This window comes from Caballeronia sp. LP006, assembly GCF_031450995.1.
Classification (GTDB): Bacteria; Pseudomonadota; Gammaproteobacteria; order Burkholderiales; family Burkholderiaceae; genus Caballeronia.
The window spans coordinates 2,835,912-2,851,141 of record NZ_JARTVW010000005.1; the positions used below are offsets into that span (position 1 = coordinate 2,835,912).

The 15,230-nt window shown below is 62.9% G+C and carries 13 protein-coding genes, 1 tRNA gene and 1 riboswitch; of the genes, 10 read left to right on the forward strand and 4 right to left on the reverse strand.

All coding sequences use genetic code 11. The features are described from left to right. Nucleotides 1–15: 15 nt before the first annotated feature. The gene (gene glyA / locus P9250_RS29815) at nucleotides 16–1,263 is read right to left on the reverse strand and encodes a serine hydroxymethyltransferase (RefSeq protein WP_310396673.1); all 1,248 of its coding nucleotides are present in this window, start codon (nucleotides 1,261–1,263) and stop codon (nucleotides 16–18) included. A 178-nt stretch (nucleotides 1,264–1,441) separates the two neighbouring features. Then, nucleotides 1,442–1,540, reverse strand: a riboswitch (ZMP/ZTP riboswitch). A gap of 194 nt (nucleotides 1,541–1,734) precedes the next feature. On the opposite strand from glyA, the gene P9250_RS29820 reads away from it, so the two are divergent. The 9 genes from P9250_RS29820 (at nucleotide 1,735) to P9250_RS29860 (ending at nucleotide 8,458) form a co-directional block, all read left to right on the forward strand. Further along, on the forward strand, nucleotides 1,735–2,484 hold the full coding sequence (locus tag P9250_RS29820; protein ID WP_250465598.1) for an SDR family NAD(P)-dependent oxidoreductase: 750 nt from the start codon (nucleotides 1,735–1,737) through the stop codon (nucleotides 2,482–2,484). 134 nt (nucleotides 2,485–2,618) lie between these two features. Beyond that, nucleotides 2,619–3,071, forward strand: a complete 453-nt coding sequence (ybgC, locus tag P9250_RS29825) for a tol-pal system-associated acyl-CoA thioesterase (RefSeq protein WP_244826191.1) — start codon at nucleotides 2,619–2,621, stop codon at nucleotides 3,069–3,071. A gap of 142 nt (nucleotides 3,072–3,213) precedes the next feature. Continuing rightward, nucleotides 3,214–3,891 (forward strand): protein TolQ, encoded by a 678-nt coding sequence (gene tolQ / locus P9250_RS29830; RefSeq protein ID WP_016346195.1) that lies wholly within the window; start codon nucleotides 3,214–3,216, stop codon nucleotides 3,889–3,891. A 9-nt stretch (nucleotides 3,892–3,900) separates the two neighbouring features. Continuing rightward, complete coding sequence (gene tolR / locus P9250_RS29835) at nucleotides 3,901–4,344, forward strand: protein TolR (protein ID WP_244826192.1); 444 nt, start codon at nucleotides 3,901–3,903, stop codon at nucleotides 4,342–4,344. Continuing rightward, nucleotides 4,341–5,438: a cell envelope integrity protein TolA gene (gene tolA / locus P9250_RS29840; protein ID WP_310396676.1), complete on the forward strand. Its 1,098-nt coding sequence runs from the start codon at nucleotides 4,341–4,343 to the stop codon at nucleotides 5,436–5,438. Before tolR ends, tolA begins: the two co-directional genes overlap by 4 nt. 120 nt (nucleotides 5,439–5,558) lie before the next feature. Then, nucleotides 5,559–6,851: a Tol-Pal system beta propeller repeat protein TolB gene (gene tolB / locus P9250_RS29845; protein ID WP_244826194.1), complete on the forward strand. Its 1,293-nt coding sequence runs from the start codon at nucleotides 5,559–5,561 to the stop codon at nucleotides 6,849–6,851. A gap of 54 nt (nucleotides 6,852–6,905) precedes the next feature. Continuing rightward, a complete protein-coding gene (gene pal / locus P9250_RS29850) occupies nucleotides 6,906–7,412 on the forward strand; it encodes a peptidoglycan-associated lipoprotein Pal (RefSeq protein ID WP_310396678.1) in 507 nt (168 codons plus the stop codon). Nucleotides 7,413–7,467: 55 nt separating this feature from the next. After that, the gene (gene ybgF / locus P9250_RS29855) at nucleotides 7,468–8,217 is read left to right on the forward strand and encodes a tol-pal system protein YbgF (protein ID WP_310396680.1); all 750 of its coding nucleotides are present in this window, start codon (nucleotides 7,468–7,470) and stop codon (nucleotides 8,215–8,217) included. A 165-nt stretch (nucleotides 8,218–8,382) separates the two neighbouring features. Continuing rightward, a tRNA-Lys gene (locus tag P9250_RS29860) sits at nucleotides 8,383–8,458 on the forward strand. A gap of 71 nt (nucleotides 8,459–8,529) precedes the next feature. Here the strand turns inward: P9250_RS29860 and P9250_RS29865 are convergent. Further along, complete coding sequence (locus P9250_RS29865; protein WP_310396682.1) at nucleotides 8,530–8,922, reverse strand: hypothetical protein; 393 nt, start codon at nucleotides 8,920–8,922, stop codon at nucleotides 8,530–8,532. A gap of 365 nt (nucleotides 8,923–9,287) precedes the next feature. On the opposite strand from P9250_RS29865, the gene P9250_RS29870 reads away from it, so the two are divergent. Beyond that, complete coding sequence (locus tag P9250_RS29870) at nucleotides 9,288–10,361, forward strand: YafY family protein (RefSeq protein ID WP_244826198.1); 1,074 nt, start codon at nucleotides 9,288–9,290, stop codon at nucleotides 10,359–10,361. Here P9250_RS29870 and P9250_RS29875 read toward each other — a convergent pair. After that, nucleotides 10,358–13,807 carry an AAA family ATPase gene (locus tag P9250_RS29875; protein ID WP_310396684.1) on the reverse strand — a complete coding sequence of 1,150 codons (3,450 nt, stop codon included), beginning with the start codon at nucleotides 13,805–13,807 and terminating at the stop codon, nucleotides 10,358–10,360. The genes P9250_RS29870 and P9250_RS29875 overlap by 4 nt on opposite strands. Before the next feature lie 4 nt (nucleotides 13,808–13,811). Further along, a complete protein-coding gene (locus P9250_RS29880) occupies nucleotides 13,812–15,080 on the reverse strand; it encodes a DNA repair exonuclease (RefSeq protein ID WP_310396687.1) in 1,269 nt (422 codons plus the stop codon). Between the last annotated feature and the right edge of the window lie 150 nt (nucleotides 15,081–15,230).

A 15,230-nucleotide genomic window follows, 5' to 3' on the forward strand; every position in this document is an offset into this window, starting at 1 on the left:
GGCTCGGTTCGAATATCAGCGATAGACCGGGAAACGCTTGGTCAACTCGGTCACTTGTGCGCGCACGCGCTCGAGGTTCGCCTGGTCTTCCGGTGCGTCGAGCACGTCCGCGATCAAATTGCCAACCTGCTCCGCTTCCTTCACGCCGAAACCGCGCGTGGTCATGGCGGGCGAACCGAGACGCACGCCGCTCGTGACGAACGGCTTTTCCGGATCGTTCGGAATGGCGTTCTTGTTGACCGTGATGTGCGCGACGCCGAGCGCGGCTTCGGCCGCCTTGCCGGTGATCTTCTTCGCGCGCAGATCGACCAGCATGACGTGGCTTTCCGTGCGGCCCGAGACGATACGCAGACCGCGCTTGACGAGCGTTTCGGCCAGCACGCGCGCGTTATCGACCACTTGCTGCTGATACGTCTTGAACTCCGGCGTCAGCGCTTCCTTGAACGCGACGGCCTTCGCCGCGATCACGTGCATGAGCGGACCGCCCTGAATGCCCGGGAAAATGGCCGAGTTGATCTGCTTCTCGAATTCGGCCTTCATGAGGATCACGCCGCCGCGCGGGCCGCGCAGGCTCTTGTGCGTGGTCGTGGTCACGAAGTCCGCGTGCGGAACGGGATTCGGATAGACGCCTGCCGCGACGAGACCTGCGTAATGCGCCATGTCGACCATGAAGTAAGCGCCGACACTCTTCGCGATTTGCGACAGGCGCTCGAAGTCGATACGCAGCGCGAACGCCGACGCGCCCGCGACGATCAGCTTCGGCTTGTGCTCCTTGGCGAGCGCTTCGGTCTTTTCGTAGTCGATGTCTTCGGCTTCGTTCAGGCCGTAGCTCACGACGTTGAACCACTTGCCCGACATGTTGACGGGCGAACCGTGCGTCAGGTGGCCGCCTTCGGCGAGGCTCATGCCCATGATCGTGTCGCCCGGCTTCAGCACGGCGAAGAACACGCCCTGGTTGGCCTGCGAACCGGAGTTCGGCTGCACGTTCGCGGCTTCGGCGCCGAACAGTTGCTTGACGCGGTCGATTGCCAGTTGCTCGACGATATCCACGTATTCGCAACCGCCGTAGTAGCGCTTGCCGGGATAGCCTTCGGCGTATTTGTTGGTGAGTTGCGAGCCTTGCGCGGCCATGACGGCCGGGCTCGTGTAGTTTTCCGAGGCGATCAACTCGATGTGATCTTCCTGACGGCGATTTTCCTGCTCGATCGCTTTGAGCAGTTCGGGATCGACCTTGGCGAGGGTACTTTCGGCTCTGTCAAACATACGTTTTCCGTGAGATCAAAACAGGTTGACCGGATCGCGCGTGACGATGCGTTCGAAGCACGAACGCAAAACGCAAGGAAGACGCAGGACGCCAGACGGGTCCACACGCGACGGATGAGGGAAGAATCCGGGTTCGCGGAACGGACAGCCACCGGCAACGCAGCGACGGCGCGCGGATCTCAGCTGCCCAGGCGAACGGCAAAACGACACTCCGCGCTTCCTAGTGGGTCGTTCCACCTTGAATCCGAAGATTCTATCGCCAGTCACGCGGGGTTTGAGCGTTGTAGTGTAATGGTGCGGCCGGGTTTAGGCAACTTGGCGAGCGTCTGCGAAACGCTTGAAACGCACGATCGTTCGGGTTTGCAGTTGCTTGCCGCATCGCATCATTGGAAGTACTCTGTGCGCCGTTGCCGGTCGTGTGTCCGCGCGCGCTCCGGTACAGCCCCAACCCCCACTTTCCGGAGCCCGCTCATGATCGTATTCGTCACCGGCGCCTCTGCCGGCTTCGGCGCAGCCATTGCCCGCACTTTCGTCAAGGGCGGCCATCGCGTCGTCGCGGCCGCGCGCCGTAAAGACCGGCTCGCCGCGCTATCGAAGGAACTCGGCGACTCGCTCTTGCCAGTCGAACTCGACGTGCGCGACAGCAACGCCATCAAGAGCGCCATCGCCTCGCTGCCCGAATCGTTCGCCCAGATCGACGTGCTGGTCAATAACGCGGGCCTCGCGCTCGGTCTCGAACCGGCACAACGCGCGAATCTCGACGACTGGAAGAACATGATCGACACCAACTGCATGGGACTCGTCGATGTCACGCATGCCGTCCTCCCCGGCATGGTGGCGCGCAATCGCGGTCACGTGTTCAACCTCGGTTCGGTCGCAGCGTCGTACCCGTATCCGGGCGGCAACGTGTACGGCGCGACCAAGGCGTTCGTGCGGCAGTTCAGCCTAAACCTCCGCGCCGACCTTGCCGGAACCGCGTTGCGCGTGACGGATATCGAGCCGGGCCTGTGCGGCGGCACCGAGTTCTCCAACGTGCGCTTCAAGGGCGACGACGACAAGGCCAGCGCCGTCTACAAGGACGTGCAGCCGCTCACCGCCGAGGATATCGCCGACGCCATCTACTGGATTGCGACGCGCCCCGCGCACGTGAATATCAACGCGATCGAACTCATGCCCGTGGCCCAAACCTTCGGACCGTTGCAAATACACCGCGGCTCGTAAGAGGAATCGACTGTATTTAGTGGCCCAACTTCCGCTTCCGGTAAAATGCCGCGGATGTTTATTTGTCAAAAAGCGAGCCGGAGCGGGTCCAAAAGCCTCCGCGCGAGCGGGGCGGCGCAAAGGTGAGTGATTCGTTGAATTTCGAATGGCCGATTCGGGTGTACTACGAGGACACCGACGCGGGCGGCATTGTCTTCTACGCGAACTACCTGAAGTTCTTCGAGCGTGCGCGCACCGAATGGCTGCGCGCGTGCGGTATCGACCAGCAGCGGCTGGCCGAATCGGCCGGCATCGTGTTCGTCGTGAGAAGAACATCCGTCGATTATTCGGCTCCCGCGCGCCTGGACGACTCCATTCGCATCGTGAGCCGTATCGCGCGGCTCGGGCGCGCATCGGTGGATTTTCATCAGGAAGCGTGGCGTGACGCGGTTCTTCTTGCAAGCGGCGATATTCGCGTCGCTTCGGTGGATCGCGCAACGATTCGCCCTGCCGGTATTCCCGAACGAGTTCTCGAAGGATTGAGGCGCGGTCCTCATGCCGGGCAGGTCGTGCTTGCCGCGGACGAGCATCGCGCGCACCCGGTTTGAATGCTTCACGAGCAAGAGCCGGCCACGAGGCGGCTTTCGTTTTATTGATGTCGCGGTCACGAAAGCCTGACGCGCCTTTGACCGGAAGCCCCTTTTCCGGACGTAAATAGCAGCTAATAGCAGGTGGAAGCAGCGGACTTTTATGAACAACACACAAGACTTGTCGATCGTATCTCTCGTCATTCATGCGAGCCTGCTCGCGCAGGCCGTCATGGCCCTGCTGCTTCTGCTCTCGCTGCTGTCGTGGACTTTCATCTTCCGCAAGTGGTTCGCCATTCGGCGCGCGCGCGCGCAAACCGAGCGTTTCGAACGCGATTTCTGGTCCGGCGGCGACCTGCAGGCGCTGTATCAAAGCGCGGCGAACAACCGTCACACCATCGGCGCGCTCGAGCGTATCTTCGAATCGGGCATGCGCGAGTTCTTGAAGGGCAAGGAGCGCCGCATCACCGATCCGGGCGCGATTCTCGACGGTTCGCGCCGCGCCATGCGGGCTGCCTTTCAGCGTGAAATGGACGTGCTCGAAGCGAATCTCGCGTTTCTCGCATCGGTCGGCTCGGTCAGTCCGTATATCGGTTTGTTCGGCACGGTCTGGGGCATCATGAATTCGTTCCGCGGCCTCGCAAACGTACAGCAGGCAACGCTCGCCAACGTGGCGCCCGGCATTGCCGAAGCGCTCGTCGCGACCGCGATCGGCCTCTTCGCCGCGATTCCCGCCGTGGTCGCTTACAACCGCTACGCTCACGATATCGACCGCCTGGCGATCCGCTTCGAGACCTTCATCGAAGAGTTCTCGAACATCTTGCAGCGTCAGGCGCACTAAGGAGTCACGATGGCAGGCTCGTCCCGTTCCAGCATGCGCGGCAGTTCGCGCCGCGCCATGGCCGACATCAATGTCGTGCCGTATATCGACGTGATGCTCGTGTTGCTCGTCATCTTCATGGTGACGGCGCCGCTCGTGTCGCCTTCGATCATCAACTTGCCGACCGTCGGCAACGCGCAGCCGCAGGAACAGCAGCCGCCGCTCGTCATCAACATCAAGGCCGACGGCAGCATGAACGTGCGCTACAAGGAAGAAGGCGGCGCGACGCAAGAGCAGAGAATGACCAAGGACGACCTGAACACGTTCGTGCTGAATCGTCAGGAGTCGCATCCGGATCAACCCGTCGTCATCGCGGCGGACAAGACCGTGAAGTACGAAGTCGTCATGAACGTGATGTCCGATATGAAGGCGCGCGGCGTGAAGCGCGTCGGATTGCTCGTCAAATCGCAATGACCCTTTTGCAGAACCGGCAGACGCGCGGCTCATCAGCGCGACCCATCCGCCCGCCGCGCGAACGCGGTACGGGCCGCGCTTTCGCGCTCGCCGCCGTCATGCACTTGCTGCTTGGCTGGTTGCTATATCACGGCATCAACTGGCAGAACAACACCCCCGCCGGAGCCGAGGCGGAACTGTGGACCGAGATTCCCGACACGCCTGCTCCCACGCCGCGCGTCGCGCCCCCGCCGCCCGTGGCCGTGAAGCCGCAGCCTGCGCCGCCGCCCGCGAAGGACGAGGACGCGGACATCGCGCTGCAGGAAAAGAAGCGTAAGCAGGAAGCCGCCGCACGCGATGCACAATTGGCCGAGCAGCGCCGCCAGCAGGAATTGGCGCAGCAGGAAGCCGAAACGAAGCGCCAGCAGCAAGTCGCCGCTCAAGCCGCCGCGGCGGCCGCCGCGCAGAAGGCCATGCAGGACAAGCAGAAGCAGATCGAACAGCAACGTCAGGCCGACCTGCAAAAGCAACAGCAGGCGAAGCTGCAACAGGACAAGGCGCGTCAGCAGCAACAAGCCGAAGCGCAAAAGGCCGAGCAGCTTCAGGAACAGAAGGAAGCCAAGGCGAAAACCGATGCCGAAGCCAAGGCAAAAGCCGATGCGCAAGCCAAGGCCAAGGCCGCGGCGCAGGCAAAAGCCAAGGCGGATGCGGAAGCGAAGGCGAAGGTCGATGCCGAACGCAAGTCGCGCCTCGCGCAGTTGCAAGGGCAGCTCGGCGGCGGCACGAATTCGAGCGGCGAAGGGCTGGCCAAGGGCGGCACCGGCAAGGGCGCGGGCGGCAACGCGGCGTCGGCGGGTTATGCCGAGAAGGTGCAGCGTCGCGTGCGGCCGAATATCATCTGGTCGGGCGAAACGTCCGGGCTGGAAACGGTCGTGTCGGTGCGCTGCGCGCCTTCGGGCACGCTGCTTTCGGCGAGCATCACGCGGTCGAGCGGCAACGAGCAGTGGGACGCTGCCGCGTTGCGCGCGGTGCAGCGCTCCGATCCCATGCCGAAGGACATTAACGACCAGGCGCCAGGGTCATTTACGATCACGCTGCGCCCGGCTGGCAGTTGATTGCGCGGGATCACTGCAAAGCGCAAGACCGTTGCCGCACGGGAACGAATCGTGCAATCGGGGGTCTGTTTCTGCAGTCTCGGGTCACTTGAAAACGCATTTTTCTGGAACGAATACAGCATGAGTTTGATGAAGAAGCTTGGCTTGAAAACGCTGGTCGCATCCTGTCTGATCGCCGCCGGTACCGCCGCACATGCCCAGTTGAACGTGCTCGTGACTGGCGTCGGTTCTACCCAGTTTCCGATCGCCACGGCCAACTTCGCCAATGAGGGCAGCTCACCGCAACAGGTCAGCGCGATCATTCGTCAGGACCTGCAGAGAAGCGGCAAATTCACGAACATCGACGCGGGAGGCACGCCGGTTTCCGAGACCGATTCGGTCGATCTCGGCGCATGGAAAGCCAAGGGCGCGGACGCGTTCGTATCGGGTAGCGTGAACAAGCTGCCGAACGGCCAGTACGAAGTGCGCTTCCGTCTCTACGACACGGTCAAGCAGCAGAATCTCGGCGGTTTGTCGCTCGTTTCCGCCGAAAGCGGCCTGCGCATGAGCGCACACAAGATCGCGGACTACATCTACGCCAAGTTGCTCGGTGGCCGCGGCGTGTTCGCAACCCGTCTGTCCTACGTCATTCAGACGGGCGGACGCTACCAATTGCAGATTTCGGACTCGGACGGTCAGGACGCGAAGATCGCCCTTTCCAGCCCGGAGCCAATCATTTCGCCGGCATGGTCGCCGGACGGCACGAAGGTCGCCTATGTGTCGTTCGAAAAGAAGAAGCCGGTGGTCTACATCCACGATCTGCCGACCGGGCGGCGCGTGGTCGTATCGAATCAGAAGGGCAACAACAGTGCGCCGGCGTGGTCGCCTGACGGCAGCAAGCTGGCCGTGGCTTTGTCGCGCACCGGCAATACGCAGGTTTTCGAAGTCAACGCGGACGGCTCTGGCCTGCGTCGTCTGACGCAAGGCAGTTCCATCGATACCGAGCCGGCCTTCTCGCCCGATGGCAACTCCATTTACTTTACGAGCGATCGCGGCGGCCAACCGCAGATCTACAAGATGCCGGCGGCGGGTGAAAACGCCGGCGCGGCCCAGCGGGTCACGTTTACGGGCAGCTACAACACAAGCCCGCGCGTGAGTCCGGACGGCAAGCAACTCGCGTACATTTCGCGCACCGGTGGCGGCTTCAAGCTGTATTTGCAGGACCTCGGGTCCGGCACGGCGACGGGGCTGACCGACACGACGCATGACGAATCGCCGAGCTTCGCGGCGAATGGTCAGTACATCCTCTACGCCACCCAAGTGAACGGACGTGGCGTGTTGGCAGCCGTATCGACCGATGGTCGTACGCGGCAAGTCTTGTCCGTACAGGGCGGTGTGGTGCGCGAGCCGTCCTGGGGTCCGTTCATGCAGTAAGTTCAGCAAACACGTTCAAATACAACGTTCAGCTACAACACAAGGAGAGGTACCATGATGTCGAAACTTCGTATCGGCCTGGCAGTTGCGGTGGTCGGCGCATTGGCAGCTTGTCACTCGGGCGTGAAGCTCGATGAAGGCGCGAACAAGGGCTCGGTCGGCACGCAGCCGAACCCGACGGACGTCAAGCAGGTCAACATCGACCCGCTGAACGACCCGAACAGCCCGCTCGCCAAGCGCAGCATCTTCTTCGACTTCGACAGCTACGCCGTGAAGGACGACTATCAGCCGCTGCTGCAACAACACTCGACGTACCTGAAGAGCCACCCGGAACGTCACGTCCTGATTCAAGGCAACACCGACGAGCGCGGCACGAGCGAGTACAACCTGGCGCTTGGTCAGAAGCGTGCGGAAGCCGTGCGTCGCGCCATGTCGTTGATGGGCGTTGCCGATTCGCAAATGGAAGCCGTGAGCCTCGGCAAGGAAAAGCCGATGGCGACGGGTCACGACGATTCGTCGTACGCACAGAACCGCCGTGCGGATCTCGCCTACCAGCAATAACAGCAGCAATAGCAGTAGTCCACGTAACGTAACTTAGTCACGGGTGAGTTGCCCTATGTTGTATCGCTTTTCCTTGCTGCGCCTTGCCGCAGCCGCGTGCGTCGCAGGTTCGACGATGCTTGCCGTGCCCGCGCACGCTGGCGTCTTCGACGACAACGAAGCGCGCAAGGCCGTACTCGATCTGCGCACGAAGACGGACAGTCTGGGCAACCAGTTGTCCGCCGCGCAGCGCACGATCCTCGATCAGTCGAATCGTATCGATCAGCTTAATCAGCAGGTCGCGACGCTTCGAGGGCAGAACGAGGATCTGGGCAATCAGGTTGCCACGCTGCAGAAGCAGCAGAAAGACTATTACGCCGACCTCGATACGCGCTTGAAGAAGTTCGAGCCGCAGCAGCAGACTATCGACGGCGTATCGGGCGCCGTGCAACCTGGCGAGACGGATGCGTTCAACGCGGCATCGACCGAGTTCCGCAACGGTGACTACAAGAATGCCGCGACTTCGTTCAAGGCATTCGTCTCGAAGTATCCGCAGAGCCCGTATCAGCCGACCGCGCAGTATTGGCTCGGCAACGCGCTGTACGCGCAGCGCGACTACAAGGGATCGACTGCGGTCTGGCAGAATCTGGTGAAGACGTACCCAACGCATCCGCGAGCGCCTGAGGCGTTGCTCGCAATCGCGAATAACCAGATCGAACAGGGTCAGAAAGCGGCTGCAAAACAGACGCTGCAGCAGATCATCTCGCAGTATTCCGGCACTGAAGTCGCACAGTCGGCGCAGAGCAAGATGTCGCAGGTGAAGTGACAAGAAGCATCGAAGCATCGAGCGAAGCTTTCGGGTTTCGCGCCTCTCGAGACGAATGCCCGCGGGCCGTTGCGCCGCGGGCGTTTTTCTTTGTTTCGTCGATGCGCGCGCAGCCCGCGCTGCCTTGACAGAATCCGAAACGGCCGATTATAATTTCGCCTCTTTGGGTCGTTAGCTCAGCTGGTAGAGCAGCGGACTTTTAATCCGTTGGTCACAGGTTCGAATCCCGTACGGCCTACCAAAGAAATCGAAGGGCCGCGCTTAGCGCGGCCCTTTCCTTTTTCTTCGCTGGCTTCGCACCAGCACCAGTCTTCATCGTTCGAGCAATTCGACCCTTGGCGTCAACTCAAGCGCCGCTACTGATTCAAAGTTCGCGTTGGCCTCGCTCACAGCGCGATCCGCGTCTGCACGGCGCCGCTTGTACTTCAGGTGCTTGCCAAGTCCGGCGCCGAACACGATCAGTCCGGCGAGCGCGAATGGCCACTCGATGTAAGCCATCATCAGCAATAACAGGCCCCACGCCGCATGAGGCCAGAGCTTTGGCTGGGCTGGCACCGAACGCATGGCCACATCGAGTCGCGCGAGCGCCGCATCCAATCCGTCGACGGCGCCGTGCCGCTCTTGCAACCGCGCTTCGATCTCGTACACCGCGCGCATCGACTTTTCCTTCGACGGAAGCGACAACGATCCGATATCGCCCAGCAAACCGATCGCTTCGTTAACCTGCGCAAACGAAGGTCTCAGCGCGAGGAAAGTCGGTTCGTGTTCCGGCAGCCGCATCGCGCGATGAATGTCCAACCGGCTCACGCACACGCCGTGCGAGAAGAAATACCGCTGGATGGCATGTGTTGTCCGGCCCTTGAGCTTCTGTAAAAGCTCCTCGTTGGCTTGCTCTCGTTTGCTCATGCTTCTGAATGCTCCTCGACGCTCGTTTAAACGTGGGCATTCTTTCCGCTCGCCGCGCGAAACGTCACTAGAACAATCCTAAACAGCGCTCGACCGTTCGAGACATCCTCTGTCCCAATGCTGCCTATAATCAAACCTCTCCGTTTCCAACCCAACGCACCGTCATGACCTCGAGCCTCGACGAAGCCATTCTCCGCGTGCTGCCAACCGAACGCGACGCGCTCGCGTGGCTCTCCACACCCGAAATTCGCCGTCGTCTCGAAGAGCGCGGGCATCGCGTTGGATACACGAAAAAAGTGCAGCGGCATCTCACCGCGCTCGAAGCCGAATCGCGCGTCATGTCGATGCAAAATGGCCGCGAACTGCTCTGGCAACGCAAGCCATGGCTGCATGGTCTGCAGGAAGGCGTCGGCTTGATGAGCGCATCGGAAGCGGTGGCGTTTCACATCCTGCAGCGCTTTGCCGGCAACAAGCTGCCGAACGCGGTCACGCGCGACATCGACCCGCTCTTCAAGGCAGCCGAAGCGCGGCTCTCGCAGGAAAAGGCGGACAGCCGCATCTACCGCGCGTGGGCGGACAAGATCGATTCCGTCGATGGCGCCTTCACGCTGATTCGTCCAAAGCTGCGTCCGGACATCTTTCAGGCCGTGGCGACAGCGACTTTCTTCGAGCGCGAACTGCTCGTGCAGTACCGCGCCGCGTACAAAGGCGAGCAAGGCGACGCGCCAAAAACCAGGACGCTCTGGCCGCTCGCGCTCGTCGAATCCGCTGGCGTGATGTACATGGTCGCGCAGGACCCGGGCCGTGCGCCGCGCCCGGAAAAAGGCGAAAAGGAATGGGTGCGCGCGCTGTACAGGCTGGACCGCATTCGTTCGGTGTCCGAGTCGGGCGAGTCCTTCACGTATCCCGAAGACTTCAAGCTGCGCAAGTACATCGAGACGCAGCAGGTCTTCGACTTTCTGCCCGAGCCGCCCGTGCGCCTCGAACTCGCGTTCGAAGGCAGTTCGGGCAACCAGCTACGCGAGTCGCCGATGTCGAAAGATCAGCATATCGACATGCTGCCCGACGGCCGCATGAAGGTGACCGGCACGGTGACGCCGAGCCTCAAGCTGCGCTGGTGGCTGCGCGCGCTCGGCGCGGGCGTCGAGATTCTCGCGCCGCAAACGCTGCGCGACGAATTCGCGGACGACTTCCGCAAGCTCGCGGCTCGGTACGCGCGTGCGAGTGAAACCGCCTAGCGCATGAAGTGCACGTTGACCTTCGGTCCGAACACTTCGCGCACCATGTCCACGAGATGATCGTGATGGCTCAAAAAAATCACCTGCGTGTGCATCGCGATTGCGCTCAAGACGCGCAGGCCGGCGCGCGCGCGGCCGTCGTCGAAATTGATGAAGAGATCGTCGGCCACGAACGGTAGCGGCGACGCCTTCTCGGCATGCTCCTCCAACGCAGCCAGACGCAGCGCGAGATAAAGCTGATCGCGCGTGCCTTCGCTCATGCCGGTGATCTCGACGTGTTCGCCGCTCTCGCGAATGGCGGCGAGCGCCATCGGCTGGCGGTCGTAATCCACGGCGAGCCGCGAGAACGCGCCGAGCGTGAGCTCCGAGAAAATCGTGCTTGCGCGCGTGAGCATCGGGCCTTGACGGCGTTCGCGGTATCGGTCGATCGCCCACTTCAGGAGCGTAGATGCCGTCTCCACCTTGACGAAGCGCTCGGCGGCATCGGCCATGACGGATAGCGCTTCCTGCCGCTTCGCTTCGGCGCGCGCGGCGTTGCCTTCGCCCGAGATCGCGTTGAGTTCGCGGCGCGCGGCATCGAGCTCCGTCGCCAGTTCGCTCGATGCCTTCACGGAATCGCCGAGCGCCGCGCCGATCAGCGACAGTTCGCCGTGCAGACCGGACAGGTCCGCGCCCTCCACTTCCGCGATCAGAACGTCGAGCGCGAGGCCGTCGCCACCTTTGATCAGCGCATCGCGCGCGGCATCGATCGCGGTGAGCAACGCGCGCTTCTTCTGCGATTTGCCGATGAGCGGCGCGAGCAACTCCGCGCTGTCCACGCGGGCCCGCTCGTAAAGCGGACGCAGCGCCGACTTCGCTTCCTCGACGCCCGCCTCGGCGCGGCTCACCTGCTCGCTCGCCGATGCCAGTTCCTTCTTCAGACGCTCGGCATCGGCACGCGCCGCGCACGCGGTATCGAGCCGCGCCGAGAGTTCGGCCGCGATTGCGCCGGGCTCACGCACATGGTTCGTGCCATCGAGTTCAAGCGCGAGCTGCCTTGCATCGGACTCGAACAAGGCGAGCGCCGCGCGCATGGCGTCGATCTGTCCGTGGCGAATGGCGTCGATCTGCACGAGCTGTTCGCCGATCTTGTGGACGATACCAATGGCCAATTCGGCCGCCGCCTGCGAGTCCGCCGCAGCCGCCACGCCCGCTTTCGCCGCGGCTTGCGACCATTCGGCTTGCCATCGCTCGAAGGCAAGCGCAGCGGCCTTGGCCGTGTTCTGCCGCGTGACCAGTTCCGCTTGCGCTTCGTCGAGTTGCCCGACGATATGACGCCGCTCGATCACCGCTTCGTCGATGGCGCCGATATGCGCTTCGGCGGCGTCGCAAAGTGCGTCGAAGTCGGCGGTGGCTTCCGCCAACGGCAAATGCCGCGCGAGGTCTTCATGGCGCGCGGCCGCTTCGGCGCTTTCGCGCTCGAACTCTTCCGCGCGCCGGGCAAGCGTGCGCGCCGTCTCGATTACGTGCTCGCGACGCGTGAGCCATGAAGGGACGTCGTCGAGCGCCATCTCCGCAATTTGACTGTGCGATGCGAGCGCGTGCCACGCCGCATCGACGTCCGCGAGCGCTTTTGCGGCTTCGTCCGCGCTGCGTTGCCTTCGTGCGAGCGTTTCCTGATCGACCGCCACGCGACGCTGCAACGCGCTGAACTGCGTGGCTTGTCCGATGGAATCGAGTCTGCGGTCCGCAAGGTCATCGGCGGTGTGCATCGCCGTCTCGAAAAGCGGCGCGCCCGAATCGAGCGGCGTCGCGCCACTCTTGAGCGCGTGCCACGCGGTATCGCGCGTCTCGCGAGCTCCGCGAACCTGATCGCCCGTGACGACATCGTGCGTCTGCGTGAAATCGGCGAGTTCGGCTTGCGTGGCGTGCAGCGCGTCGTGCGCTTCGTTCATGCGATCGACGGCGCGCGTCAGCCGAAGCGCGATCTCCTGCCGCTCGCTGCGCAAGATGGCGATACGCTCGATCGACGGCAAGTTCATCGCTTGCAGTTCGGCAATTGGCCGCGACCATTGGCCAAGCGATGCAAGGCCCGCTTCGAGCGCTTGCGCGGCTTCGCGGCGCGCGTCGCCGAGACGGTCTTGCGCCGCGCCCGTTTCGCGATACTTCTGCGCCTGCCGCAGCGCGCGACGCAACTCCTGCGAGACCTCGCCCTCGGCGATGCCGCCAAGTCGCGCCTTCAATGTCCCGATCTGGGCGAGCGTTTCATCGACCGAGCGCGCCGCATTGCGCGCCGCCGTCTCCAACGTGCCGCGTTCGCGCATCAGGCTCGTGACCGTCTGCAACGCAAGCTGTCCGGGCAGCGCCTGACGCGCGCCCGCTTCGTTTTGCGGCCAGCCGAGTTCCGCGCAATCCTGCGCGACTTGGCGCAGACGCGCGGCGACATCGTGTTCGAGTCGCGCGATGTCGGTCGCGTGATGCGCGCACCGATGACGCGTGGTGTCGAGCGCGCGTATGCGGGTTTCCAGCGCGAGCAACGCGTGGTCGATACGGATTTCGTTCAGCTCCGCCTGACGTTGCGCCGTCGCCTTCGCGTGCAGCTCGTGCGCGGTTTGCGCCGATGCAAGCCGTGTCAGCGCGCTTTGCAAAACAGCTTCGGCGTCGGCGGGAAGATCGGTGACTTCGCCGAGTTCCGCAAGCTCGGCCGCCTTCTCGCGCCACACGTTCAAATACGGCGCGACGCGGCGAATCCGCTCCAGCTTGCCGCGTTTCGCTTCGAGTTCCGCGCGACGCGTTTCGAGCGCGCGGCCGCGCTCCTCGGCTTCATCGACCGCCGTATATGTCTTGCGCCATTGCGTCGTGCGCACGCTTGCCATCTTTAGTTCGCTCGTGGCTTCCTCGAATTGCTTGAGGCCGATGTAATACGCGCGGTCGCCTGACTTGCGCTTGGCCCAGAGCGCGTCCGCTTCCTCGGCCAGGCGTTGCCGCACGGCGCCAAGACTCGCAATGCCCGCAGCCGATTGAAACAGCACCTGCCCGACATCGCTCGATGCATCGAGAATGCTTCGTCCGCCCGCAATCAATCCTTCGTGGCCGAGACAGTACATCTGCTCGAAGAAGCTCTTGTCCGCCGTGCCGATGAAGGGCGCGAGCGCATCGGTGGCGAGCGCGTCGCCATTGGGTTTGGCAAGCGACGCCTTGCGGCTCTTGGTGCGATGAAATGCGAGCGTCTCGTCGTTCAGTTGCAGCGTTGCGCCGAGTTGCAGATCGCTCTGCGGATGCACGAACGCGAGCGGCGAGCGCTGCGGAATGCCGAACAGCAATTCGGCAATCGCCGTCTTGATGGTCGACTTGCCCGCCTCGTTCGGTCCGACGATGAAGTGAAAATCCTGCGGCGCCGCCGGAAATTCGATGACGCGATCCGTGAACTTGCCAAAGCGAATCAGTTCTAGCTTGCCGATGCGCATGAGCCTATTCCGCATCCGCGAGTTGGGCGATCAGACCGGAGCGCACTTCGGCGACGATCCGCGCGAGATCGTCGTTGCGCACGTATTCGAGTTCGGGCACCGACTTTTGTAATTCGCTCGGCGCCTGTGACGCCAGACCGATCAAACGCTCTTTCAACATGCTTAGAAATTCCGGGTCGGACTCGGCTTCGACCAACAAGGCGTGCAGGTCGGCGAGCGCATCGGCGCCGCCGGCGAACGGTTCGCCCGCCGCGCTCGAATGCACGATCGGCTGCGTCGCGATCTTCACTTTTTCCAGCCACAGACGGTCGTGGCTGATCGCCGCGATCTGCGCCAACACTTCGGCGCGCAGTTGCGCTTCGAGACCGAATAGCGCGCCATGCGCTTCGGTCGCGCCGGTGATGGTCACCCGCACCGCGAGCGGCACGGGTTGCGCGGCGGATTCGACGAGCGCATCGAGCGCGCGTCCGACCGCGAGCGCGACGTCATCGAGCGCGACGGCTTCGCTGGCATCGACGATAACGGACTCCCAGCGCAAGACATCGATGAAAAGCCGCTCGACGCTCACCTCTTCCGTCTCCGAAACGTGGACGATCACCGCGCCGCGCCGGCCCGTTTCGCGGATATTGCGGCCCTGCAAGTTGCCAGGAAACACGATCGTGGAGGCCTCTTGCCAGATGGCGAAATCGTGCACGTGGCCAAGCGCCCAGTAGTGATATTGCCGCGCGTGCAACTCGGCGATCGAGCACGGCGCGTAACTCGCGTGCGCCGCGCTGCCTTCGAGCGCGGTATGCAACACGCCGATGTTGAAGTAGCCTTCGACCGGCTGCGGATACGCGGTGACGAGATTCGTCGTGACCGCTTTTTCCTTGAAGCTGTGGCCGTGCAGCGCCACCTTCAGGGCGTCGAGTCGAAAGGTCTGCGGCTTTCTGCTCGAAAACGTGTGCACGTTGTCGGGCAACTGCAACTGGCTCGTCATCTCGCTCTCGGCGTCGTGATTGCCGAAGAGCACATAAACCGGAATGCCCGCGCGTCGCAAGCGCCCCATCTCGCGGCAAAAGAAGATGCCGGTGTTGTAGTCGCGCCAGGTGCCGTCGTAGAGATCGCCCGCGATGACCATGAAGTCCACCGCCTCTTCGAGCGCGACATCGACGAGCTTCGTGAATGCGTCGCGCGTGGCGTTGCGCAAGAGATCGGCGGGCGCGTCGGCATAAGCGGCGAGACCGTGCAACGGGCTGTCCAGATGGATATCCGCCGCGTGAACGAACCGCATGGCGTTGCCTCCTTTTTGATGTACTCGATGACCGCGCGGAGCGACGATGATAGCAGCCGCAAAGAACGAATCGCGTCGCGTTGGAACGCGTTTCTTCGGGACGCGATTTGTCCCTGCGGGCTTGCACAATGACTCACTCGCATCCGCCGA